The following is a 24706-nucleotide window of genomic DNA, read 5'->3' as shown; positions in this document are numbered from 1 at the left end:
CCCTGTCAGCTACAGGATTCAGGCCACTGCCTAAAACTGTCCAACTTTTCGGGGGGAGTCCAGATACCCCGCAGCCACAAGGACACGCGCCATCCCTGTGGGAGCGGGCGTGCCCGCGAAGAGGCCGGTACAGGTTGCTTGCGATCAGCAGCCTGGCTTGCCAGCGGTGAACTTCTTGGCCGGGTTGACCGCCGCCTTGAACTCGCGCAAAGCCTTGGAGCCCACCAGCAGCGGGTAGTTGAAGCTGCTGCGGTCCACCAGGTTGACCTCGACAGTGCGCTTCACATCCCCCAGGCACAGCTCCAGGTCGACCACCGGGCGCTTGGAGATTTCCGGCGCATCGCCTTCCTCCTCTTCATCCGCACGGCCCTTGATCTTGCTGATGCGCGAGACCTTGTGCTCGTACACCTTGCCGTCCGAGTCCTTGGTAGCCAGGCGGAAGCGCACCCACTCGTCGCCATCACGGGTGAACAGCTCGATGTCCTTGGCTGACAGCGACGCGGTGAAGGCACCGGTATCCATCTTGGCTTTCAGGGTTTCGCCCAGTTCGGGCAGGGCTATGTTCTCGTAACGGCCATAGATTGTGGGCTCGGCGGCCATGACCGGCAGCGCCAACAACGACAACAGGGCAAGCAGAGGTTTCACAGGCAAGCTTCCTTGAGGAGGGTCAGTGCTTAGACTGCACTGGCAGGATAGGTTCGCTGTCACAAGCCTAACCAACATAATGTGAAACATTTGTCCTCGCCGCAGGGCACTGGAAATTTGGCGTAGGCCACTGCCCTGCTTATCATTGCCAACCGTTTATCTCCCACAACAAGAGTCTCTTTATGCGTCGCCTGCTGACCGGCATCCTCACTACCACCCTGCTGCTGCTCAACACCCTGGTGTTGATCTGCCCGCTGCTGGTCTTCGCCCTGCTCAAACTGGTGCTGCCGGGGCGTGGGCGTGACTATGCCTCATGGGCGGTGATGTGGGTGGCCGAGACCTGGTCGGAGATCGACAAGGCTATCTTTGCCCTGTGCATTCCTACCCAGTGGGATATCCGCGGCGTCGAGAACCTGCGCAAGGACACTTCGTACCTGGCCGTCAGCAACCACCAGACCTGGGTCGATATTCCGGCGCTGATCGAGAGCCTCAACCGCCGTACACCGTTCTTCAAGTTCTTCCTGAAGAAGGAGCTGATCTGGGTACCACTGCTGGGCCTGGCCTGGTGGGGGCTGGATTACCCGTTCATGAAGCGCTACAGCAAGGCCTTCCTGGAGAAGCACCCCGAGCTGAAAGGCAAGGACCTGGAAATCACCAAGGCTGCTTGTGAACTGTTCAAGCGCCAGCCGGTGACCGTGGTGAACTACCTGGAAGGCACACGCTTCACCGAAGCCAAGCGTCAGCAGCAGCAATCGCCGTATCGCTACCTGCTCAAGCCCAAGGCTGGTGGCGTGGCGTTCGTGCTGGCGGCATTGGGCGAGCAGCTGGATGCCTTGCTGGACGTGACCATCGTCTACCCCGGCAACAAGGCGCCGGGTTTCTGGGATTTGCTCAATGGCAGCATCAGCCGGGTGATTATCGACATTCGTGTGCGTGAACTGGACCCGATGCTGTGGGCGGGGGATTACGAGAATGATGCTGAGTTCAGGCAGACCGTGCAGGCCTGGGTGAACCAGTTGTGGGTGGAGAAGGACTTGCGGATCGAGCAGCTGCGGGCCGAAATGGGCTGAGATCCTTACTGCCTGATCCGGCCTCTTCGCGGGCATGCCCGCTCCCACAGGATCTCCACAGTTTTCGAATTCTGTGCAGGTCCTGTGGGAGCGGGCGAGCCCGCGAAGAGGCCGGAACAGGCATTACAGAATCCGATTAAAAACCTGGCTAATAATCAGCATTAGGATTACTTCTTTGTCACACCCCACCTAAGTGGATAAAAATCGACCAAAGCACAACTACAAAAATGCTCTGGATCGAACGATGGCCAACCCACCCAGCTCCACCCCCGTCCAGCTCCGCCGTGTCCTCGGCCTGCCCGCTCTGGTGTTCTTCGGCCTGGTGTACATGGTCCCGCTGACCATCTTCACCACTTACGGCATCGTCACCGAACTTACTGGTGGCCGCACGGCCGGCGCCTATATCGTCACCCTGGTGGCCATGCTGTTCACCGCCACCTCCTACAGCTTCATGGTCAAACGCTTCCCGGTCGCGGGCTCGGCGTACTCCTACACCAACATGGCCTTCGGCCCGAACGTGGGCTTCCTGGCCGGCTGGTCGCTGCTGCTCGACTACCTGTTCCTGCCGATGATCAACTACCTGCTGATCGGCCTGTTCCTCAACATCGCCTTCCCGGCCATCCCCGCATGGTCTATCGCGCTGGCCTCGATTGCCCTGGTCACGCTGCTCAACGTGGTCGGCATTCACTCTGTGGCCAAGACCAGCAACCTGATCGTCGGCGCACAGATCGTCTTCATCGTGGTGTTCGTCGCCCTGTCCTGCCAGTCCCTGGCCGGCCAGCCGCTCGACCTGCTTTCGCCACTGCTGGGCGACGGTTCGCAGCCGGGCTTCGGCGCACTGATGGCTGGTGCGGCGGTGCTGTGCCTGTCGTTCCTCGGCTTTGACGCTGTCTCGACCTTGGCCGAAGAATGCCGCGATGCCCGCCGCGATGTGCCACGGGCAATCATCCTCACCACCCTGTTCGCCGGCGTGCTGTTCACCGTGCTGGCCTATGTCAGCCAACTGGTACTGCCGGGCACCACTTTTGCCAATGCCGATGCGGCGGCCAATGAGGTGATGTTCAAGGCGGGCGGGCAGTTCCTGGCCAACTTCTTCACTGCGGCCTATGTGGCCGGCAGCCTGGGCTCGGCGCTGGCCTCGCAGGCGGCTGTGTCGCGCATTCTGTTCACCATGGGCCGTGACAAGGTGCTGCCGCAGCGAACGTTCGGCTACCTGTCACCGCGTTTTGGCACGCCAGTGTTCGCCATTCTGCTGGTTTCGGCGTTCTCGTTGCTGGCGTTGGTGATCGACCTGGCGACCCTTGCCTCGCTGATCAGCTTTGGTGCGCTGGTGGCGTTTTCGGCGGTGAACCTGGCGGTGGTGAAGACCCACCTGGTGGACGATGCCTCGCAGCGCAGCCTCAAAGGGCTGCTGAGCTATGGCCTGGTGCCGCTGGTGGGGTTGGGGCTGACACTGTGGCTGTGGACCAGCCTGTCGGCGCTTACCTTGGTGATTGGCCTGTGCTGGTTTGCGCTGGGTCTTGCGTACCTGGCAGTACTGACCGCCGGCTTCCGCCGCCCGGTGCGGCTGGTGGATTTTACCGAAGCGACCTGATCTGCTGACCCGACGCAAATCTGCTTTTTTGTGGGAGCGGCCTTGCGTCGCGAAAGGGCCGCAAAGCGGCCCCAGCAATCTCTGCAGTTATGCCGAAACCCTGGGGCCGCTTCGCGCCCCTTCGCGACGCAAGGCCGCTCCCACAACAGGTACAGCGTCAGCCTTCAAGGCTGTGATGCTGGCAAAATCCTCAGACCGAAGGCCCGGTCAATGGAGCAGGAGTGGTCCACAAACTCCCCAGGTTCTGCAACAGCGACCCGGCAATCCCCTGCTGCCCCAGGTACTGCAGCAGCAACGGCGCAAACTGCCCGATCATCCCGGTATCCATGCCCAGCGCCTTGAACGCATTGTCCAGGTCGCTGCGGTTTTCCACATTGCTGCCCAGCGCATTGCTCAAGGCCGACTGGCTCTCGCTGTTCTTGCCCAGCAACTCACCCAGGCCACTCAAGCCACCCAGTGCATTGGCCCCGGCAAGCAGGTCCAATCCCGGTACGGCCTTGGTCAGCTGGCCGTAGTCGTCGGAGCTCAGGTTGTTGCGCGCGAGCCCCAGCATGGCCCCTGCCCCGCCCACGGCTTGCTCTGGGGTGATATTCAATTGGCTGCCCAAGGTGTTGAGCAGATTGGCCTGCGCCTCGGGTGCCTGCACCTGGCCTTGCTGGCTCTGATTCTGGTTCTGCATGGCCGACACGGCATTGGCGGCGTCACTGAGGTTGAAGGCGAACACCGGGCTTGCGGCCAGGGTCATCAGGGTTGCCAGGGTGAATGCTTTCATCGGGAGGGACCTCGTGGGCCGGGATGGCCTGGGAAACGCGAGTTTTGACTGGGATTTCGCAGCTTTGTTCCGACCCGACTGTCGACCACTTTTGCTGCCCGCCTCAGTGCTTTCGACCTGTTAAAACTGCCAGTTGTGATGGGTTTACAGACCGCGCAAAGTGCCGACACAGCAATCAGCACTCAGGTCACCATCATGAGTACCTCTTCCACCAGCAGGATCAAACACGCTCTGGCGTCGCGGCAGAGCCTGCATTTCTATAAAAATGATCATTTGGCAACAGAAGTAGCCACCCAAGGCAATCGTCACGTGTTATGGGCAAATGACGTGGCGCTGGCTCAACTTGATCAATTGCAATCAGCAGAGATGCTACGAGTTGACCTTGCTAATTCAGTCCTGGGACTGGCATCTGGATCCATGGCGTACTCACCCTATGGATACCTGCCCATTGAAAAAACGCTAGCGTTGCTTGGGTTCAACGGGCAGCGGTGTGACCCGATTACTGAAGGTTACCCTCTGGGTGCAGGACGTCGAACATACAGCACTGAACGCATGCGTTTCCACAGCGATGACCCGACGAGCCCATTCGGGAAAGGTGGGCCGCACCCATCTGCTTACTGTGAAGGAGATCCAATTAATCGGTATGACCCTACCGGCGAAGCCTTCCTGTTTATAGCGCTCGCTAGAAAACTTACGTCATTCGCAACCAAAAATCTCGTAAGAGCTAGGAACTTCAACATCAATGGAATGACTGGAAAAACTGCAGTCATGGGCACCAAGTCGCGCAATACGTTTAATCTCATCAAAAGCTTGGCCGGGCAACAGAAAAACACTGGGGCTATCCCCGTGAAGCCCCTGTCGAACTTACTTGCGCAAGCACCTCAACAAAAAGTTGAAACCACTGCGAAGTCTGCTCTAATATCCGCTGCTGCCCCGCTCTCAAAAAAGCGAGATTCAATCTCGGCGCCCATCAAAGTTCCTCAACAGGAACAGGTTTTCAATAAGCCCAAATATGGAGGAAATGACAGCTCAGACTTTGCTGCAAGATCCATATTTTTCTCCTCTGTGGTTATTGGTGGTGGCGCGGCTGCCCTGTATTTTGTGTTTGAGGCAATCAGAAAAAACTAGGCCCAATCGCTGATTTGGGCCTTGCCAAAGCAGGTTCACAGGTTCTCCATTCAGCCCATAAAAAAAGCCCCTCATATCGAGGGGCTCTTTGTTACATCACGCGATCAAGCCGCGCCCCACATCTTGTGCGGGTCAATCACGAACTTCTTCGGCACACCCGCATCAAACTCGCCATAACCTTCCGGCGCCTGATCCAGGTTGATCACCTGCACGCCAACCACTTCGGCGATGTTGATACGGTCCCACATGATCGCCTGCATCAGCTGGCGGTTGTACTTCATGGTTGGGGTCTGACCAGTGTGGAAGCTATGCGACTTGGCCCAGCCCAAGCCAAAGCGAATGCTCAGCGCGCCGATCTTGGCGGCAGCATCCACCGCGCCCGGATCTTCGGTCACGTACAGACCCGGAATACCGATGTTGCCGGCAACGCGGGTAACCTGCATCAGCGAGTTCAGCACGGTGGCCGGCGCTTCATGCTTGGCACCTTCGTGACCATGGCCGCGGGCTTCGAAGCCGACGGCGTCAACGGCGCAGTCCACTTCCGGCTCACCGAGAATGTCGACGATCTGCTCGTGCAGCGGGGTGTCCTTGGACAGGTCGACCACTTCGAAGCCCTGCGACTTGGCGTGAGCCAGGCGGGCTGGGTTGAGGTCGCCGACGATGACGCAGGCAGCGCCCAGCAGGCGTGCCGAGGCAGCGGCAGCCAGACCGACCGGGCCGGCACCAGCAACGTAGACGGTGCTGCCTGGGCCTACACCGGCAGTCACGGCACCGTGGTAGCCGGTCGGCAGGATGTCGGACAGGCAGGTCAGGTCACGGATCTTTTCCATGGCCTTGTCGCGCTCGGGCAGTTTCAGCAGGTTGAAGTCGGCGTACGGCACCAGCACGTACTCGGCCTGGCCGCCGGTCCAGTCGCCCATGTCGACGTAACCATAGGCACCGCCAGCGCGGGCAGGGTTGACGGTGAGGCAGACACCGGTGTGCATTTCCTTGCAGGAGCGGCAGCGGCCACAGGCGACGTTGAATGGCACCGAGACCAGGTCGCCAATCTGCATGCGCTCGACGTCACGGCCCTTCTCGACGATCTCGCCGGTGATTTCGTGGCCCAGGACCAGGCCGACCTGGGCAGTGGTGCGGCCGCGGACCATGTGCTGGTCGGAGCCGCAGATGTTGGTGGAGACCACCTTCAGGATCACGCCGTGCTCGATCTTCTTGCCGCGCGGGTCCTGCATTTTCGGGTAGTCGATCTTCTGCACCTCGACCTTGCCGGCGCCGAGATATACCACTCCACGATTGCCAGACATGCTCTTACCTCGCTTGATTTTTATTTATGCAGCGGTGGTTGAACGCGCCGCCATCCGTGGGCGGCATGTGTTACTGGAATGCAGGGAATTGTGGGCCTGATGGGGCCGGATGCACTGACTGGGAGCGACAGGGAGATGCCTTTTAGCGGCAGGGTTGTCGTTGGAGGATATGGGGGAACGGATGGGGTGACCTGTGCCGGCCTCTTCGCGGGCTTGCCCGCTCCCACAGGTCCTGCGCTGGCTTCAAGTTCACGCTGAACCTGTGGGAGCGGGCAAGCCCGCGAAGAGGCCGGTACTGGTTATTACAGAACTACGGTCCGGTTGGCGTTGAGGAACACTCGTCGCTCGATGTGATACCCCACCGCTCGCGCCAAGGTCAGGCACTCGATGTCGCGCCCTTTGGCAATCAGGTCTTCGGGGTAATGGCTGTGGTCGACCACCTCCACGCCCTGGGCGATGATCGGGCCTTCGTCCAGGTCGTTGTTGATGTAGTGCGCCGTAGCGCCAACCATCTTCACGCCCTTGTTGTACGCCTGGTGATAAGGCTTGGCGCCCTTGAACCCTGGCAGCAACGAGTGGTGAATGTTGATCGCCCAGCCATCCAGGCGCCGGCACAGCTCTGGCGACAGTACCTGCATGTAGCGCGCAAGAATCACCAGCTCGGCGCCGGTTTCCTCGATCACCTGAAGTACCTTGCGCTCTTGCCCAGGCTTGTCCTTGGGGTCGAGGGCAAAGTGGTAGTAAGGGATCTTGTGCCAGTGCGCCAGGGGTTCGAGATCGGGGTGGTTGGACACCACCGCGACCACGTCCATGGCCAGCTGACCGATACGCTGGCGATACAGCAGGTCGTTAAGGCAGTGGTCGGCCTTGGACACCATGATCACCACTTTGGGGCGGTGGTTAGGTGCGGTCAGCTCGAACGCCATGCCGAACGCCTCGCTGCGCTCGGCAAGGCCGGCGCGGAAGCCGGCTTCATCGAAATCGTCCGGCTGGCGGAACTCCACGCGAATGAAGAATCGCCCCGACTGCCGGTCATCGAAGGAGTGGTGCTCCGTCACGTAGCAGCGCTGCTCGAAGAGGTAACGCGTCACCACGTCGACGGTGCCGAGCATGCTCGGGCAGTCGGCGGTGAGAATCCAGGTATCCGGTGCCCGACTCATGTTCTGTTCTCCTTAAGCCTCGATGCTCAGGCCGTACTCGGCCGAAGCGTCCTGCAGCCACAGCCACCAGTAGTCGGCGAAGCTGCGGCGAATCACCAGCTCCCAGGTGTCTTCGGCGGTGCGGCGAATCACCAGTTGCGACTTGGCGAACACGGTGCCGACTGCCTTGCCCACCGGGAAGTTGTTCGGGTGAACATCATAGCTGGTGGATTTCATCAGCACTTCGCGCACGTTCGGGCCGCGCAGTTCCAGCAGGCTCTGCCCGCCGCTGACGTTGACCACCTGGATGTGCTGGCCTTCGAGGGCTGCGCGCAGTTTCTGCTCGACCGCCAGTTCCTGGCCGCCTGGCACGATCAGCAGCCACTCGTCGGGGCCGACCCATTGCAGCGACATTTCGTTGTTGGCGACCACGGTCAGGGCCACTGGCAGCTCCAGGCCCAGGGCCTTGTGCACGCCGGCGGCGAATTCCGGGTTGTGGCCGTCGCCACGGATGGTCAGGTGGCCGAGGAACTTGCGTTCACGCAGGGTCACGCCTGCGTTCTTGCGGCCTTTGCCAACCAGGCTGGCCAGGTCGGCGTGGTGCAGTGGCGACTGGGCCTTGGCCTCGGCGCCGGGGTTTTGCTGGAAGACGTTGATAGCGCTCATTTCTTACCTGCCTTGAATTCTTGTTCGTCGATGCGACGCAGCTTGTGTGTTGGGGCTACCGGCCTCATCGCCGGCAAGCCAGCTCCCACAGGGACCTTGCCAACCTTCAAAGCTGCATCGATCCTGTGGGAGCCCGGCTTGCCGGCGATGAGGCCTGGCCTGCCCCCACAGGGCCCGGAGTCAAACGTTCTGCCGCTCACCCTTCGGATCGAAGAACACCGAAGACACGATCTCCGCCTCGATCACGCTGCCATCCGCCTGCGGCGAGTAGACGCGCTCGCCCATGCGCTTGAGGCCGCCTTTGACCACACCCATGGCGAACGAGTAGCCCAGGGAGTTGGACGCGTAGCTGGAGGTGACGTGGCCAACCATATCCATCGGGATCGGCTGTTTCGGGTCGAACACCAGCTGGGCGCCTTCCGGCAGCCACTGGTTCGGGTCGACCGGCTTCAGACCTACCAGTTGCTTGCGGTTGTCGCGCAGGCAGTCTTCGCGGTTCATGCCACGCAGGCCGATCCACGAGAACGGCTTGTTACGGCCCACGCACCAGCTCATGTTCAGGTCGTCCGGGTTCATCGAGCCATCGGTGTCCTGGCCAACGATGATGAAGCCCTTCTCGGCACGCAGTACGTGCATGGTCTCGGTACCGTACGGGGTCAGGTTGTACTTCTTGCCTGCCTCGATGATCTGTTCCAGCACGCCCATGGCGTAGTTGGCCTGCACGTTGACTTCGTACGACAGCTCGCCGGTGAACGAGATACGGAACACCCGGGCCGGTACGCCGCCGACGTTGCCTTCCTTCCAGGTCATGAACGGGAAGGCTTCCTTGTCCATGTCGATGTCGGTCAGCTCGCTCAGCAGCTTGCGGCTGTTGGGGCCGGACAGGGTCATGGTGGCCCAGTGGTCGGTGACCGAGGTGAAGTACACCTTCAGTTCCGGCCATTCGGTCTGGTGGTACAGCTCCATCCACTGCAGCACGCGGGCGGCGCCGCCGGTGGTGGTGGTCATGATGAAGTGGTTGTCGCCGACGCAGGCGGTCACGCCGTCGTCGAAGACCATGCCGTCTTCCTTGCACATCAGGCCATAGCGGGCCTTGCCCACGTCGAGCTTGGTCCAGGCGTTGGTGTAGATGCGGTTGAGGAACTCACGCGCATCCGGGCCCTGGATGTCGATCTTGCCCAGGGTCGAGGCGTCCAGCAGGCCCACGCTGTCGCGCACGGCCTTGCATTCACGGGTCACGGCGGCGTGGATGTCTTCACCGGCTTTCGGGAAGTACCATGGGCGCTTCCACTGGCCGACGTCTTCGAACTCGGCGCCATTCTTCACGTGCCAGGCATGCAGGGCGGTGAAGCGTACGGGCTCGAACAGGTGGCCACAGTGACGGCCCGCTACTGCACCGAAGGTAACCGGCGTGTAGTTGGGGCGGAACATGGTGGTGCCCATTTCCGGGATGGTAATGCCGATCGAACGGGCGGCAATGGCCAGGCCGTTGATGTTGCCCAGTTTGCCCTGGTCGGTACCGAAGCCCAGCGCGGTGTAGCGTTTTACGTGCTCGACCGACTCGAAGCCTTCGCGGGTGGCCAGTTCGATGGCGGCCGCGGTGACGTCGTTCTGCTGGTCGACGAACTGCTTGGGTGCACGGGCAGTGCCCTTGTCGTGCGGCACCTGGAACAGCGCCACGGTGGCCTCTTCCTTGCGCGCAACGGTTTTCGGCAGGCTGCCAACGGTGGCCTTGAAGCCCGCTTCGGTGGCTGCGCGAACGCCGCCTTCGAAGCCATCGGCGATCACGTCGCCCAGGGCGTAGACGCCGTTGATGCCACCCACGCATTCGCGTTTCTGCGGGGCATCGCCCGGCACGAAGCCGAGGATGTCTTCACGCCATACCGGGCGACCGCCCAGGTGCGAAGCCAGGTGCACGATCGGGCTGTAGCCGCCGGAGGTGGCGATCAGGTCGCACTCGAGGGTTTCGCCAGGGCTGGTGACCTTGTGTGCCTGCACATCGATGGCGGCCACGCGGGCGCCGGTGACGTGCTTGCTGCCCTTGGCCTCGATCACGGCGCTGGAGGTGAGGATGCGGATGCCTTTGGCACGTGCTTCTTCAACCAGCGAGCCACGCGGGTTGTGGCGGGCGTCGGCAATGGCGACCACTTGCAGGCCGGCGTCGTGCCAGTCCAGCGCGGCGCGGTAGGCGTGGTCGTTGTTGGTCGACAGCACCAGCTTGCGGCCCGGGGCCACGCCATAGCGGCGTACGTAGGTGGACACGGCACCGGCCAGCATGTTGCCCGGCAGGTCGTTGTTGCCGTACACCAGCGGGCGCTCGTGGGCGCCGGCAGCCAGCACCACGCGCTTGGCGCGGACGCGGTGCACGCGATGGCGTACCTGGCCGATCGGGGCGCGGTCGCCGAGGTGGTCGGTGAGGCGCTCGTGGATGGTCAGGAAGTTATGGTCGTGGTAGCCGTTGACCGTGGCACGTGGCAGCAGGGTTACTTCCGGCAGGCTTTCCAGCTCTTTGACCACGGCGCTGACCCAATCGGCAGCAGGCTTGCCGTCGAGGGTTTCGCGGGTGTCGAGCAGGCTGCCGCCGAACTCTTCCTGCTCGTCAGCCAGGATCACGCGGGCACCGCTGCGGCCAGCGGCCAGGGCAGCGGCCAGGCCGGCAGGGCCGGCGCCGACGATCAGCACGTCGCAGTGCTGGTTCATGTAGTCGTAGCTGTCCGGGTCGTTCTGCAGCGGCGCGCGGCCAAGGCCTGCGGCTTTGCGGATGTACTTCTCGTAAGTCATCCAGAACGATTTCGGGTACATGAAGGTTTTGTAGTAGAAGCCCGGCGGCATCATGCTGCCGCCAACTTTGCCCAGGATGCCCATGACGTCGTTGTTGACGTTCGGCCAGCCGTTGGTGCTGGTAGCTACAAGACCGGCGTACAGCGCCTGCTGGGTGGCACGCACGTTGGGGATCTGGGTGGCTTCGCTGGAGCCGATCTGCAGGATGGCGTTCGGCTCTTCGGTACCAGCGGCGATGATGCCGCGTGGGCGCGAATACTTGAAGCTGCGGCCGACGATGTCGACGCCGTTGGCCAGCAATGCGGCGGCCAGGCTGTCACCGGCATAACCTTGGTAGGTCTTGCCGTTGAAAGTGAAGTTCAGGACCTTGCTGCGGTCGATACGGCCGCCGCTGGCGAGGCGATAGGTCTGGCTCATACTTTTTCCCCTTGGCCTTTGACGGTCGACGCGGCGCTGCTCTGCTTGCCGCTGGCGGTCACTTGCGGCTTCTCGCCAATCTTGTAGGTTTCCAGAATCTCGTAGGTCACGGTGTCGCGGGTGACGTTGAAGTACTGGCGGCAGCCGGCAACGTGGTCCCACAGTTCGTGGTGAATACCGCGTGGGTTGTCACGGTAGAACATGTAGGTACCCCACTCCTCGTCGGAGCAGGCGTTGGGGTCCAGCGGGCGGGCGATGTGCGCCTGGCCAGAGGCGTGGAACTCTTCTTCGGAGCGCAGCTCGCCGCAGTGGGGACAGAAAATATGCAACATGACGGTGTCTCCGGTTAGTGGGCGACGGCGGCGGCGCCGTGTTCGTCGATCAGTGCGCCGTTGTAGAAACGGTCCATGGAGAACGGCGCGGCCAGTGGGTGCATTTCGCCCTTGGCCAGGCTCGCGGCGAAGACGTTGCCCGAACCGGGGGTCGCCTTGAAGCCGCCAGTACCCCAACCGCAGTTGAAGAACATGTTCTTGACCGGGGTCTTGGTGATGATCGGGCAAGCGTCCGGCGAGGTATCGACGATGCCGCCCCACTGGCGGTTCATGCGCACGCGCGAGAGGTTGGGGAACATCTCGACGATGGCCTGCAGGGTGTGCTCGATCACCGGGTACGAACCGCGCTGGCCGTAGCCGACCCAGCCGTCGATACCGGCACCGATCACCAGGTCGCCCTTGTCGGACTGGCTGATGTAGCCGTGCACGGCGTTGGACATGATCACGCTGTCGATGATCGGCTTGATCGGCTCGGATACCAGTGCTTGCAGCGGGTGCGATTCCAGCGGCAGGCGGAAGCCGGCCAGCTTGGCCATGTGCCCGGAGTTACCGGCGGTGACCACGCCGACGCGCTTGGCGCCGATGAAGCCTTTGTTGGTTTCCACACCGATGACCGCGCCGTTTTCCTTGCGGAAGCCGATCACTTCGGTCTGCTGGATCAGGTCCACGCCCAGGGCGTCGGCGGCACGGGCGAAGCCCCAGGCCACGGCGTCGTGACGGGCCACGCCGCCACGGCGCTGCACGGTGGCACCGAGGATCGGGTAGCGGGTGTTCTTCGAGCAGTCCAGGTACGGGATCTCGGCCGCGACCTGGGCGGTGTTGAGCAGCTCGCCATCCACGCCATTCAGGCGGTTGGCGCTGACCCGACGCTCGGAGTCACGCATGTCCTGCAGGGTGTGGCACAGGTTGTACACGCCGCGCTGGGAGAACATCACGTTGTAGTTGAGGTCCTGGGACAGGCCCTCCCACAGCTTCATGGCGTGCTCGTACAGGTGCGCCGACTCGTCCCACAGGTAGTTGGAACGCACGATGGTGGTGTTACGGGCGGTGTTGCCGCCGCCCAGGTAACCCTTCTCGATCACGGCAACGTTGGTGATGCCATGTTCCTTGGCCAGGTAGTAGGCCGTGGCCAGGCCATGGCCGCCACCGCCGACGATAACCACGTCGTAGACCTTTTTAGGGGTTGGCGTGCGCCACATGCGCTGCCAGTTCTCGTGGTGGCTGAGGGAGTGCTTGAAAAGGCCGAAGCCCGAGTAACGTTGCATGGTGTGTGACTCCACTCAGCGGTAAACAGGGAAATCTGCGCACAGGGCCGCGACGTTCTTCGCCACATCGGCTTCGACGTCTGCGTCACCGAGGTTGTCGAGGATGTCGCAGATCCAGCCGGCCAGGGCCACGCACTGAGCGACCTTGAAGCCGCGGGTGGTGACGGCCGGGGTGCCGATACGCAGGCCCGAGGTGACGAATGGCGACTGCGGGTCATTCGGCACGGCATTCTTGTTGACGGTGATGTGCGCGCGGCCCAGGGCGGCGTCGGCATCTTTGCCGGTGAGGCCCTGGCGGATCAGGCTTACCAGGAACAGGTGGTTGTCGGTGCCACCGGAAACCACGTCGTAGCCGCGGTCGATGAACACCTGGGCCATGGCCTGGGCGTTTTCGATCACTTGTTGCTGGTAGGCCTTGAATTCAGGCTCCAGTGCTTCCTTGAAGCACACGGCCTTGGCGGCGATAACGTGCATCAGCGGGCCGCCCTGGGCGCCAGGGAACACCGCGGCGTTCAGCTTCTTCTCGATCTCTTCGTTCGACTTGGCCAGGATCAGGCCGCCACGGGGGCCGCGCAGGGTCTTGTGGGTGGTGGTGGTAACCACATCGGCGAACGGGATCGGGTTCGGGTACAGGCCAGCGGCAACCAGGCCGGCTACGTGGGCCATGTCGACGAACAGCAGCGCACCGACCTTGTCGGCGATGGCGCGGAAGCGTGGGAAGTCGAGGGTCTTGGAGTAGGCCGAGAAGCCGGCAACGATCATTTTCGGCTTGTGCTCGACAGCCAGGCGCTCGACTTCGTCGTAGTCGATCAGGCCGGTGTTGGTGTCGATGCCGTATTGCACAGCGTTGTACAGCTTGCCCGAGGACGACACCTTGGCGCCGTGGGTCAGGTGGCCGCCGTGGGCCAGGCTCATGCCGAGGATGGTGTCACCAGCCTGCAGCAGGGCCAGGTAGACGGCACCGTTGGCCGAGGAGCCGGAGTGCGGCTGGACGTTGGCGTAGTCGGCACCGAACAGCTGCTTGGCGCGCTCGATGGCCAGGGCTTCTACCTTGTCCACGTGCTCGCAGCCACCGTAATAGCGCTTGCCTGGGTAGCCTTCGGCGTACTTGTTGGTCAGGCCGCTGCCTTGGGCCTGCATCACGCGCTTGGAGGTGTAGTTTTCCGAGGCGATCAGCTCGATGTGGTCTTCCTGGCGCTGTTCTTCGGCATTCATCGCCGCCAGCAGTGCATCGTCGTAACCCTGGATCTGGTCTTGCTTGCTGAACATCGTGTATCTCCCGGCAGCGATCATTTTTTGTCGTGGGGCACTGTGGCCCTTTGTGGCGATGTTATGACTGGCCGGGGCGGGTCAGATGCCTGCGCACGCCTTGCAATGGCGCGTTTACGACATTCGTTGCGGTGTTGGCTTCTTCGCGGGCACGCCCGCTCCCACAGGGATCTGCACAGGCCCATGGTTCCTGGCCTGCGCGGTCCTTGTGGGAGCGGGCGTGCCCGCGAAGAGGCCGGCACAGACAACACAGCCATCAGCCCATGCACAGCTTGTATAGGCAACTGCTGAATCGATGGTTTAGAGTGCTGTTCTGCGTCGTTCACAGGACAGTGTCATGACAGATAAGAGCCAACAATTCGCCAGCGACAACTATTCCGGCATCTGCCCCGAAGCCTGGGCAGCGATGGAAAAGGCCAACCATGGCCACGACCGCGCCTATGGCGACGACCAGTGGACCGAACGCGCCGCGGAATACTTCCGCAAGCTGTTCGAAACCGACTGCGAGGTGTTTTTCGCCTTCAACGGCACCGCCGCCAACTCCCTGGCCCTGGCCTCGCTGTGCCAGAGCTACCACAGCGTGATCTGCTCCGAGACCGCCCACGTCGAAACCGACGAGTGCGGTGCGCCGGAGTTCTTCTCCAACGGCTCCAAGCTGCTGACCGCGCCCAGCGTCAACGGCAAGCTGACACCGCAGTCGATCCGCGAAGTGGCGCTGAAGCGCCAGGACATCCACTACCCCAAGCCACGGGTGGTGACCATTACCCAGGCCACCGAGGTGGGCACCGTCTATCGCCCCGACGAGCTGAAAGCGATCAGCGCTACCTGCAAGGAGCTGGGGCTGAACCTGCACATGGACGGCGCACGCTTCAGCAATGCCTGTTCGTTCCTGGGCTGCAGCCCGGCAGAGCTGACCTGGAAGGCCGGCGTCGATGTGCTGTGCTTTGGCGGCACCAAGAACGGCATGGCGGTGGGCGAGGCGATCCTGTTCTTCAACCGCCAACTGGCCGAGGACTTCGACTACCGCTGCAAGCAGGCCGGGCAGCTGGCATCGAAGATGCGCTTCCTGTCGGCGCCTTGGGTGGGCCTGCTAGAAGATGGCGCCTGGCTGCGCCATGGCGCGCATGCCAACCATTGTGCGCAGTTGCTCGCCTCGCTGGTGAGTGACTTGCAGGGGGTGGAGCTGATGTTCCCGGTTGAGGCCAACGGGGTGTTCCTGCAGATGCCGGAGCACGCGATCGAAGCACTGCGCGGCAGGGGGTGGCGGTTCTATACCTTCATTGGCAGTGGCGGGGCGCGGTTCATGTGCTCGTGGGATACCGAGGAAGAGCGGGTGCGCGAGCTGGCGGCGGATATCCGCGCCATCATCAGCACCTGACAGGCCGCATTCGCGGGCATGCCCGCTCCCACAGGAGTATCGCAGCCGTCGAGAGCTGTGCAGTACCTGTGGGAGCGGGCAAGCCCGCGAAGAAGCCAACACTGATCTAAAGCCTGAACCCACCCATCTGCCGCGCCAGGTCATCCGCCAAGCCACGCAGCGCCTGGCACTCCTCGCGACAGCCCTGCACCTCCGCCGCGGTCTCCCGAGCAAGGTCAGAAATCCCCTGCACCGTGCGATTGATCTCCTCGGTCACCGCCGACTGCTCTTCGGTCGCAGTAGCCACCTGATGGTTCATGTCGCTGATGTGCTCCACCTGGTCAGTGATCGCCCCCAATGACGCCCCGGTGCGCTGGCTCGACTCCACGCCGCTACCCGTCGCTTGCTGCCCCGCCTGCATCGAACTCACAGCCGACCCCGCGCCCTGCTTCAAGCGCTGGATCATCTGCTGCACTTCGTCGGTGGACAGCTGGGTGCGCCGGGCCAAGGTACGCACCTCATCAGCCACCACGGCAAACCCACGACCCATCTCGCCTGCCCTGGCCGCTTCGATGGCGGCATTCAGCGCCAGCAGGTTGGTTTGCTCGGAAATGCTACGGATAACCGCAAGAACTTCGTCGATCGAGGCTACTTCATCGGCAAGCTGGCTGACTGCATCGGCCGCCTTGCCGATATCACCCGACATCCCCTCGATACCACGGATCGAGCGTTGCACCACCTCACGCGCCTGCAGGGCTTCGTCCCGCGCCGACTGCGAGGCCTGGGCCGCATCACCGGCATTGCGGGCAATGTCCTGCACGGTCAAACCCATTTCGTGCACGGCGGTAGCGACCATTTCGGTCATTTCCTGCTGGCGCCCGGAACGCTCGGCGGTGTTGTCCACCACCTGTGTCACCTGCTCGACCGCCAGGTGCAGCCGCTCGGAGGTGTGCAATACCTCGCCGATCAACCGGCGCTGGCTGTCGAGGAAGCGGTTGAAGCCACGCGCCAGGTCGCCCAGTTCGTCCTGGCGTGAATCGTCCAGTCGGTGGCTGAGGTCGCCCGCGCCACTGCCAATCTGCACCAGCGCCGCTGTGACGCGGCGGATCGGCCGCACCAGGCCACGCGCCAGCAGCACCACCAGCAGCAGCGACACCAGGGCCACCGCACCACCGATCAGGCTGGTCAGCCATACCGCCTGGTGCATCGGCGCGTAGATTTCCTCCTCGGGCACCTCGGCCACCAGGGTCCAGTTGAGGTCGCGCAGGGGCAGGCCGAGCGCCAGGTAGCTTTCGCCGTCACGGCTGAAGCGGCTGCTGCGCAGGCCTTCGCCGCCGGTCATCAGCACCTTGGCGGCATCCGCGCCGAGCTGTTCGGTGAGCTGGCGTTTGCCGCTGAAGGCAGCGTCCGGATGAACCTGGATCAGACCATCGTTACGCACCAGGAACACCTTGCCGTGCTCGCCAAATTTGAAGTCATGAATCAGCTTCGACAGTTCGGTCATGCGCAGGCCCATGCCAGCCACACCGACCAGTTGGCCGTCCTTTTCCACGCGATAGTCGATGAACAGCGCGAGTTCGCCGGTGGCACCGTCGATGTCGATGTTGATCAGGCGTTCGGCGCCGCTGTCGATGTAGCCGTAGAACCATTTGTCCTTGGGATTGCTGCGGCTAAGGGTACGGTCCAGTCCATTCTCGTTGTAGTAGTGACCGGTTTCGGTCGAGACGAACAAGGTGGTGAAGGCCTGGTTGCGCTGCTTGGCGGCGGTCAGGTATTCGATGAATGGAGCGGCCTGGGCGGGGTCTTCACCGGCGGCAAGCCAGTCGCGCAGCAGGGTGTTGCCGGCAATATCCGCCGCCGCCACCAGCGGCTGGCCGAGCATGCGCTCGATGTCGTTGCGGATGGCCTCGATGCTGGCGGGCAGCGCAGTATCGACCAGGTAGCGTTCGGTGAGGCGGTTTAACGCCACCGTGAAAATGATGACCACCACCAGGATGCTCGCCAACAGAGCGGCCCCCATGCTGGTGATCAACTGCCACTGGATGCTCTTACGCCAGATACGCATGCCCTACTCCCCGCATAATTATTGTTTTGCGGAAAGTGTATACACCTGCGTATCCAGTTAATCCAGTGATCTAGAACAACAGCACTGATCCTGTGGGAGCGGGCATGCCCGCGAAGAATTCAACGCGGTGGCTGGCACCGGCGGCGCCGGTGTTTCGCAAGCATGCCCCCCACACAGGGATCTCGGCATCAGGCCGTCATTGCTCGGCTATGGTCCGCACGATGGCGTCCACCGTGGCGTCGATCTGCGCCTGCGTACGCTCCAGCGTCTTGCGGTGCTCATCCTGCAGTTCGATCTGCCGCGAACACAGGTTCAGCGCGGCCAGCACCAGCAGCTTGTCGCCGATCAGGGTCGGGTACTGACGCTTGGTCTGGGCCAGGGCGGTGTTGAGCATCTGCACCGCCTGGGCCAGGGTCGCTTCCTGGCCTTCAGGCGCCTTGATCGAATAGTCATTGCCGAGGATCGACACGACATTGATCGGCTGCGCTCGCAGTGTCATGCGCCTACGACGCCGGCGTTGGCGCGCTCGAGCAGGGCCTGCAGGCGTGCGGCGGTGCTGCCGTTCTTCTCTTCCTGCTCCATCAGCGACAGTTGCAGGGTTTCGTTCTCTTCCTTGGCCTGGGCCAGTTCCTGGCCGAGGGCGGTGTTCTGCTCGGTGAGTTGAGCGTTCTTCTGCATCAGGTCGCTGACCAGTTGCTCGATTTGGTTCAGGGAAGCTTCCAGCATGGGTCTATCTCAGGTTGTTGCGAGGGGCGCACACGATAAAGAAAAGTGCGGCCCATCGCCATTAAATATCGGATTCACAAGGTGTCTAACCCGCAGATTGACAGAGGAACCACCCCCTTGTTCCGACATGGGTCAACCGCCGGTCAGGAAAAGGTTAGCAACCTCACAATTTTCGCCAACAGCACTCAAGACTGAGCAGTCACAACCGATAGCCCGGCAAGTCATGTTCTGTCGCACTTTGCGCACCCTTTTCCCTTTGCCTGGATCGTCCCTTCATGTCTCTACGTAATATGAACATCGCCCCGCGCGCGCTGCTCGGCTTCGCGCTCATCGGCCTGCTGATGCTTGGCCTCGGCATCTTCTCCCTCATCCAGATGGGCAACATCCGCCAGGCCGGCGTCGTCATCGAACAGGTCAGCGTGCCCAGCATCAAGATCCTCGACGAACTCACCGCCCTGAACCTGCGCATGCGCACCCTCTCCTACCGCCTGCTGCTCAACCGCGAGCCGGCTACCCAGCGCGAAACCCTGAGCCTGCTGGACGAGCGCAACAGCCAGATCGACCGTGCACGCCAGGCCTACCTGCCGTTGATCGGCGCCGCCGACGAACAGGCTGCGTTCGACCAGTACGGCCAGTTGCTCAACCAGTACCGCCAACTTGAGTCGCGCATGCGCAGCCTGAGCCAGGCCGACCGCGCCGACGAACTGCGCGACCTGCTCAACCGCGACCTGCTGGCCAACTCCGAACAGATCAACAAGGTCATGGACACCCTGGTGCGCATCAACACGGACCAGACCCGCGCCACCAACGAGAAGGCCGCCAACCAGTACGCCGCGGCCTTCGCCCTGGTGATCGGCCTGCTGGTCGCCGCCACCGTGCTGACTTTCGTCTGCGCCTTGCTGCTGACCCGCAGTATCGTCAAGCCGATCGAAGAAGCACTCAAAAGCGCCGAACAGGTCGCCGACGGCGACCTGACCCACGTCATCCGCGCCGAAGGCACCGACGAAGCCGCCCGCCTGCTGCGTGCCATGGCCCGCATGCAGGACAAGCTGCGCGATACCCTGCAACAGATCGCCGGCTCCGCCACCCAGCTGGCCTCGGGGGCCGAAGAGTTGAATGCCGTCACCGACGAAAGTGCCCGTGGCCTGCAGCAGCAGAACAACGAGATCGAGCAGGCTGCCACTGCGGTAACTGAAATGACCAGCGCCGTGGAAGAAGTGGCGCGCAATGCCGTGAGCACCTCGGAAGCGTCCAGTGAAGCCAGCCGCTCCACCGGTGATGGACGTGACCTGGTGATGGAGACCGTGGGTGCCATCGAGCGCATGAGTGGCGATGTGCAGGCCACTGCCAAACTGATCACTCACCTGGCCGAACAGTCGCGCGATATCGGCAAGGTGCTGGACGTGATCCGTGGCCTGGCCGACCAGACCAACCTGCTGGCGCTGAACGCCGCGATCGAGGCGGCACGTGCCGGTGAGGCGGGCCGGGGCTTTGCCGTGGTGGCGGATGAGGTGCGGGCGCTGGCTCATCGTACCCAGCAGTCGACCAGCGAGATCGAGCGAATGATCGGCAGTATTCAGGGCGGTACGGAAGAAGCGGTGGAATCGATGCGCACCAGCACCGAGCGTGCCGAATCCACCCTGAACATTGCCCGTGGCGCAGGCATGGCGCTGGACACCATTGCCGGGGCGGTGGCGCAGATCAACGAGCGTAACCTGGTGATTGCCAGCGCGGCGGAAGAGCAGGCGCAGGTGGCACGGGAAGTGGATCGCAACCTGGTGAACATCAATGACCTGTCGGTGCAGAGTGCTACCGGGGCGCATCAGACCAGTGCGGCGAGTGCGGAGTTGTCGCGCCTTGCTGTAGACCTCAACGGCCTCGTAGCCCGTTTCCGCACCTGAAGAAGCTGGGGCCGCTTTGCGGCCCATCGCCGGCAAGCGCGGCTCCCACACCGACCGCAAGCGCAGTACCTGTGGGAGCCGCGCTTGCCGGCGATGAGCTGCAAGGCAGCCCCCTGCATAGCCGGATCAGTAATCGATCCGCACATCCCCTTTCGGCACGCTGCAGCACGACAGGATGTAGCCCTCGGCTTCGTCCTCTTCGGTAATGCCGCCGTTGTGTTCCATCTCCACTTCGCCGCCCAGCTTGAGCACCTTGCAGGTGCCGCAAATGCCCATGCCGCAGGCTTTCGGGATCATCAGGCCAACCTTGGCAGCCGCCGCGTGCACGGTCTCGCCCGGAGCGATACGGATGCTCTTCTCGCTGCCGATGAACTCCACCAGGTTGAGGTCGGCCACATCCAGTTCCGGCGCGTCGGCAGCCTGCTCGGCATGCTCCACCGCATCGGCCTTGGCCTCGGGCGGCGTCGCGCCGAACGATTCCTCGTGATAGTTCTTCATGTCGAAGCCGACTGCTTCGAGCATGCGCTTGACCGCAGTCATGTATGGCGTCGGGCCGCAGCAGAACACCACGCGGTCCATGTAGTCCGGCGCGATCAGCTCCATCAGGCGCTGGTTGAGGTAACCGCGATAACCCGCCCACGGCTCACCCAGGCCATGCTTTTCACAAATGATGTGCAAGCTGAAATTGGGGATGCGCGAGGCCATCTGCTCCAGCTCGCGGTGGTAGATGATGTCCTTCGGCGAACGGGCGCTGTGCACGAACACCATGTCGACATTGCCGTTGGTGTCGTAGAACCAGCGCGCCATCGACATGACCGGGGTGATCCCGACACCGCCCGAGAGGTACAGCACCTTCTGCGCCGGGAAGTCGATGGCGTTGAACAGCCCCACCGGGCCGTGCACCGGCAGCTCGGCGCCTTCGTGCATGGTGTCGTGGAGGAAGTTGGACACCAGGCCGCCCGGTACACGCTTGACGGTGATCGAGAAGCTGTAGGGCACCGACGGTGAACTGGAGATGGTGTAGGAACGCATCACCGGCTTGCCTTCGATCTCCAGCTCCAGGGTGACGAACTGCCCCGGCTTGAAGAAGAACATGATCGGCTGATCGGCCATGAAGCAGAACGTGCGCACGTCCCAGGTCTCCTGGATGACCTTGACGCAGCGCACGATGTGGCGGCCGTTGGCCCAGGTCTGGGTAGTGACCGGATTGAGGAAGGTATCGGACATGTTCATCTCCAGCAGCCGACTATTGGCCTTTTTATGGCTTGGATAATGCGCAAGCTGAAGACGACGTACATTCCTGCCAGCGACATCGGCGTGCTTATCGCGACCAGCCCCGCGCTGCAAGGGCTGGCGCGTCGTAATTCAAATCGGCCATGTCGCCCATGGATACGGTTCATGACGCCTTCGGACGCACACTCCACGGCAAAACAACCAGCTGTTTCTTGATAAGCAGCCTTGCGGCACCACAACAACGATTAGCCACCTTTTGCCGGCCGCACACGGCCCCGAGGAATACACGATGGACGTCACCGCAACCCTGAGCCTGGGCGATCCACTGGAACCTGCACGCAAGGCCACCGCCGAGATGCTGCAGACCCGCGAGCGCACCTACTCGCTGCCCCAGCCTTTCTACACCGACGAGCGTCTGTTCCAGATCGACATGCAGGAGATCTTCCACAAGGAGTGGCTGATCGCCGGCATGACCTGCGAGATCCCGGCCAAGGGCAACTACATCACCCTGCAGATCGGCAAGAACCCGATCATCGTGGTGCGTGGCGCCGAAGGTAAGGTGCACGCCTTCCACAACGTCTGCCGCCACCGCGGTTCGCGCCTGTGCGTCAGCGACAAGGGCAAGGTGGCCAAGCTGGTCTGCCCGTACCACCAGTGGACCTACGAGCTGGACGGCCGCCTGCTGTTCGCCGGTACCGAAATGGGTGCCGACTTCGACATGAACCAGTATGGCCTGAAGCCTGTGAACGTGAAGGTCGCCGGCGGCTACATCTTCATCAGCCTGGCGGAAAACCCGCCTGCCATCGACGAGTTCCTGGCCACCTTGGACCACTACATGGAACCGTACGACATGGAAAACACTAAGGTGGCGGTACAGACCACCTTGATGGAAAAGGCCAACTGGAAGCTGGTGCTGGAAAACAACCGCGAGTGCTACCACTGCAACGGTTCGCACCCGGAGCTGCTGCAAACCCTGCTGGAATGGGACGACACCAACGACCCGCGCGCCAGCCAGGAGTTCAAGGACCACGTGGCTGCCTCCGCCGCCGCCTGGGAAGCCGAGAAGATCCCGTACCTGCACAAGAGCCATGGCCTGCGTAACCGTATCGTGCGCATGCCGCTGCTCAAGGGCACCGTGTCGATGACCATGGACGGCAAGCAAGCCTGCCAGAAGCTGATGGGTCGTATCCAGAACCCGGACCTGGGCTCGATGCGCATCCTGCACCTGCCGCACTCCTGGAACCACTGCATGGGCGACCACATGATCGTGTTCACCGTGTGGCCGATCAGCGCCCAGGAAACCATGGTCACTACCAAGTGGCTGGTGCACAAGGATGCCGTGGAGGGTGTGGACTACAACCCCGAGAACATGCGCAAGGTGTGGGACGCCACCAACGACCAGGACCGTCGTTTGGCTGAAGAGAACCAGCGTGGAATCAACTCCACTGCGTATCAGCCTGGGCCTTACTCGAAGACCTACGAGTTTGGTGTGGTGAACTTCATCGATTGGTACAGCCAGCGCCTGCTGAACAATCTGGGCGCGGAACCTGCGCCTTACCTGAAAGAAGTGCAGGCGCAGTAACTGCCCGGGATAAGCGGATAGCGACAGATGTCGCTATCCGTATTTCTAAAATGGGGTTAATTGTTCTCTGATCGCGGTCGCTGAATCTGTCGGATTTACAGCGGTAGGCAAAGGAGATCCTGACGGCGATACAGGGACAGGTGTGCTCGATTGCCATGGCCTCTTCTGAGCCAGCCCCCATGCCTCATAGGCCGTCGTTGTGAGCGACACGAGGGTCAGCGCAGCCAACGCCCATGTCTGCCACTCGTTTTCAGGATCGGCCGTTCTGGCAATACCAATGGTCAACCCCGCAACGGCAGCGACCGCACTGACGCTGGACAAAGCCCAATCCTGTCGTGTTGGCGGCATAATCGACGGTGAAAGGCTTTCCACGCGAATTCTTCGACTAGCGCCCACCTGCTTGACGAAAGCTCTGAATCGTAGCCCGCTGATAAACAGACCTAGCACGTTGGTAAGGATACTCAGCACTGGCAGTACATAATCCTCTGCCTTCTGCCCTGTGGGATCGCGGTGGTTGACCGGGTCACCAAGGCAGTAGACATAAGCATTGAGCCCGCCCTCGTCGAACGGGCTTTGCGTGTCCGGTGACTGGAAACGCATGAGCGAGGGTGTATAGGTACGATGGCCATTTCCTAGTGGGTAATTCCCAGTCACTGGGTCCCGATACTCTCCACAAAATGCCAGCCCTGGTGCGCAGGCGGCGCTCATGACTCCATAAGGCGCATAGACATGTGGGCCACCGGGATGCGAACCCAGTACAGACTGCTGCCGATCGGTATTGAGCAGGTATGTCGCCATGAGTTATTCACAAATACGAAGACCTGTGGATACGGTAATGGTTGGCTGGAAATTTGCGTACTAGCAAAAATGTCAGGTAGGCCCCTGATCATTATTTGACCATATCAGCCAAGATCGCATGTTCATTGGGCTACAGCGGAGTTCATACATCTTGTCCACAGAGACACCAACAGAGTTTGTGGGCAACCCATGAGTTTTTGCGATCGCCCTGTTGATAAGTGACCCAAGGGCTTGATTCTCAGGCATTACGTAGGATTCTGGCGGGATTGATCAATTTTTGAACAAGTCTGTCAAAGCCTTTCACTACGCCGCTTACAGGAGATACCGAACAGATTATCCACAGACCGGCTAACAGCGATTGTGGGCAAAATCAGGAGGATGCTGCCGTGCGTTGCATGCGAAGGCCGGGATAAGACTGATCGTTTTTTGATCAAAAGCTTGGGGGCCACGCCATACAAGGGCTGCGGCCATGCGCCAACACTTTATCCACACCTTGGCGAACAGATTTGGTGGGCAAAAGCGCCTGATCGAGGCTGTGTATGGAATGTCGGAGCGGCCTTGTGTCGCGATGGGCCGCAGCGCGGCCCCAGGATCTCGACTACGAATCAAGATTACCGGGGCTGCTGCGCAGCCCATCGCAACACAAGGCCGCTCCTATGTAT

General features: G+C 61.9%; 20 protein-coding genes and 2 pseudogenes. 7 read left to right on the top strand and 15 right to left on the bottom strand.

Features of this window, described 5'->3' with window-relative positions; translation table 11 throughout:
• Positions 1 to 144 precede the first annotated feature (144 nt).
• Positions 145 to 645: an ATP-dependent zinc protease gene (locus B2790_RS16480; protein ID WP_015268670.1), complete on the bottom strand. Its 501-nt coding sequence runs from the start codon at positions 643 to 645 to the stop codon at positions 145 to 147.
• Between the two features lie 182 nt (positions 646 to 827).
• Here B2790_RS16480 and B2790_RS16475 point away from each other — a divergent pair, with 182 nt between their 5' ends.
• Positions 828 to 1715: an acyltransferase gene (locus B2790_RS16475; protein ID WP_085591321.1), complete on the top strand. Its 888-nt coding sequence runs from the start codon at positions 828 to 830 to the stop codon at positions 1713 to 1715.
• A gap of 244 nt (positions 1716 to 1959) precedes the next feature.
• Positions 1960 to 3309 (top strand): APC family permease, encoded by a 1350-nt coding sequence (locus B2790_RS16470; RefSeq protein WP_085618433.1) that lies wholly within the window; start codon positions 1960 to 1962, stop codon positions 3307 to 3309.
• Between the two features lie 190 nt (positions 3310 to 3499).
• Here the strand turns inward: B2790_RS16470 and B2790_RS16465 are convergent, their stop codons facing one another.
• Positions 3500 to 4081, bottom strand: a complete 582-nt coding sequence (locus B2790_RS16465) for a DUF2780 domain-containing protein (RefSeq protein WP_286919236.1) — start codon at positions 4079 to 4081, stop codon at positions 3500 to 3502.
• 195 nt (positions 4082 to 4276) lie between these two features.
• Here B2790_RS16465 and B2790_RS16460 point away from each other — a divergent pair, with 195 nt between their 5' ends.
• Complete coding sequence (locus tag B2790_RS16460) at positions 4277 to 5209, top strand: RHS repeat-associated core domain-containing protein (protein ID WP_286919235.1); 933 nt, start codon at positions 4277 to 4279, stop codon at positions 5207 to 5209.
• Positions 5210 to 5313: 104 nt separating this feature from the next.
• Here B2790_RS16460 and fdhA read toward each other — a convergent pair whose 3' ends face one another.
• The 7 genes from fdhA to B2790_RS16425 all read right to left on the bottom strand — a co-directional run bounded on the left by fdhA (position 5314) and on the right by B2790_RS16425 (position 14382).
• Entirely contained in the window at positions 5314 to 6513 is a 1200-nt protein-coding gene (fdhA, locus tag B2790_RS16455; RefSeq protein WP_003255673.1) for a formaldehyde dehydrogenase, glutathione-independent, read from the bottom strand.
• 302 nt (positions 6514 to 6815) lie between these two features.
• Positions 6816 to 7673, bottom strand: a complete 858-nt coding sequence (gene purU, locus B2790_RS16450; RefSeq protein ID WP_025337397.1) for a formyltetrahydrofolate deformylase — start codon at positions 7671 to 7673, stop codon at positions 6816 to 6818.
• A gap of 12 nt (positions 7674 to 7685) precedes the next feature.
• Positions 7686 to 8318, bottom strand: a complete 633-nt coding sequence (locus B2790_RS16445) for a sarcosine oxidase subunit gamma (RefSeq protein ID WP_025337396.1) — start codon at positions 8316 to 8318, stop codon at positions 7686 to 7688.
• 180 nt (positions 8319 to 8498) lie between these two features.
• Positions 8499 to 11516, bottom strand: a complete 3018-nt coding sequence (locus B2790_RS16440; protein WP_286100873.1) for a sarcosine oxidase subunit alpha — start codon at positions 11514 to 11516, stop codon at positions 8499 to 8501.
• Entirely contained in the window at positions 11513 to 11848 is a 336-nt protein-coding gene (locus B2790_RS16435) for a sarcosine oxidase subunit delta (RefSeq protein ID WP_039613194.1), read from the bottom strand. Before B2790_RS16435 ends, B2790_RS16440 begins: the two co-directional genes overlap by 4 nt.
• 14 nt (positions 11849 to 11862) lie before the next feature.
• A complete protein-coding gene (locus tag B2790_RS16430) occupies positions 11863 to 13113 on the bottom strand; it encodes a sarcosine oxidase subunit beta family protein (protein WP_003255680.1) in 1251 nt (416 codons plus the stop codon).
• Between the two features lie 15 nt (positions 13114 to 13128).
• Positions 13129 to 14382, bottom strand: coding sequence for a serine hydroxymethyltransferase (locus B2790_RS16425; protein WP_025337394.1), 1254 nt, complete (start codon positions 14380 to 14382; stop codon positions 13129 to 13131).
• Between the two features lie 337 nt (positions 14383 to 14719).
• Here B2790_RS16425 and B2790_RS16420 point away from each other — a divergent pair, with 337 nt between their 5' ends.
• Entirely contained in the window at positions 14720 to 15760 is a 1041-nt protein-coding gene (locus B2790_RS16420; RefSeq protein WP_286919234.1) for a low specificity L-threonine aldolase, read from the top strand.
• A 106-nt stretch (positions 15761 to 15866) separates the two neighbouring features.
• Here the strand turns inward: B2790_RS16420 and B2790_RS25060 are convergent, their stop codons facing one another.
• From B2790_RS25060 to B2790_RS16405, 4 genes and pseudogenes are all read right to left on the bottom strand, one after another.
• Positions 15867 to 16595 (bottom strand): methyl-accepting chemotaxis protein, encoded by a 729-nt coding sequence (locus tag B2790_RS25060; RefSeq protein WP_371257959.1) that lies wholly within the window; start codon positions 16593 to 16595, stop codon positions 15867 to 15869.
• Positions 16596 to 16730: 135 nt separating this feature from the next.
• A pseudogene (locus tag B2790_RS25055) lies at positions 16731 to 17759 on the bottom strand (HAMP domain-containing protein); the annotation flags it as partial.
• Positions 17760 to 18000: 241 nt separating this feature from the next.
• A complete protein-coding gene (locus B2790_RS16410) occupies positions 18001 to 18303 on the bottom strand; it encodes a cell division protein ZapA (protein WP_003257516.1) in 303 nt (100 codons plus the stop codon).
• Positions 18300 to 18530, bottom strand: coding sequence for a hypothetical protein (locus tag B2790_RS16405; protein ID WP_025337390.1), 231 nt, complete (start codon positions 18528 to 18530; stop codon positions 18300 to 18302). The genes B2790_RS16410 and B2790_RS16405 overlap by 4 nt, the downstream gene beginning before the upstream one ends.
• Before the next feature lie 275 nt (positions 18531 to 18805).
• Between B2790_RS16405 and B2790_RS25050 the strand changes: the two are divergent.
• Both B2790_RS25050 and B2790_RS25045 read left to right on the top strand, forming a co-directional pair.
• Positions 18806 to 19576: pseudogene (locus B2790_RS25050) on the top strand (MCP four helix bundle domain-containing protein); the annotation flags it as partial.
• Positions 19559 to 20431, top strand: coding sequence for a methyl-accepting chemotaxis protein (locus B2790_RS25045; RefSeq protein WP_414708596.1), 873 nt, complete (start codon positions 19559 to 19561; stop codon positions 20429 to 20431). The pseudogene B2790_RS25050 and the gene B2790_RS25045, both read left to right, overlap by 18 nt.
• A 126-nt stretch (positions 20432 to 20557) precedes the next feature.
• On the opposite strand, the gene gbcB is transcribed toward B2790_RS25045, so the two are convergent.
• The gene (gene gbcB, locus B2790_RS16395; RefSeq protein WP_025337388.1) at positions 20558 to 21658 is read right to left on the bottom strand and encodes a glycine-betaine demethylase subunit GbcB; all 1101 of its coding nucleotides are present in this window, start codon (positions 21656 to 21658) and stop codon (positions 20558 to 20560) included.
• Between the two features lie 295 nt (positions 21659 to 21953).
• Here gbcB and gbcA point away from each other — a divergent pair, with 295 nt between their 5' ends.
• The gene (gbcA, locus tag B2790_RS16390) at positions 21954 to 23246 is read left to right on the top strand and encodes a glycine-betaine demethylase subunit GbcA (RefSeq protein ID WP_075044357.1); all 1293 of its coding nucleotides are present in this window, start codon (positions 21954 to 21956) and stop codon (positions 23244 to 23246) included.
• Positions 23247 to 23291: 45 nt separating this feature from the next.
• Here the strand turns inward: gbcA and B2790_RS16385 are convergent, their stop codons facing one another.
• Positions 23292 to 24044 carry an RHS repeat-associated core domain-containing protein gene (locus tag B2790_RS16385; protein ID WP_286919231.1) on the bottom strand — a complete coding sequence of 251 codons (753 nt, stop codon included), beginning with the start codon at positions 24042 to 24044 and terminating at the stop codon, positions 23292 to 23294.
• Positions 24045 to 24706: the final 662 nt, after the last annotated feature.

It is taken from the genome of Pseudomonas sp. UBA6753, assembly GCF_002453565.1.
Taxonomy (GTDB): domain Bacteria; phylum Pseudomonadota; class Gammaproteobacteria; order Pseudomonadales; family Pseudomonadaceae; genus Aquipseudomonas; species Aquipseudomonas putida_Z.
The sequence above is the reverse complement of the archived record's forward strand: the minus strand, read 5'-3'. Positions and strand labels throughout refer to the sequence as shown.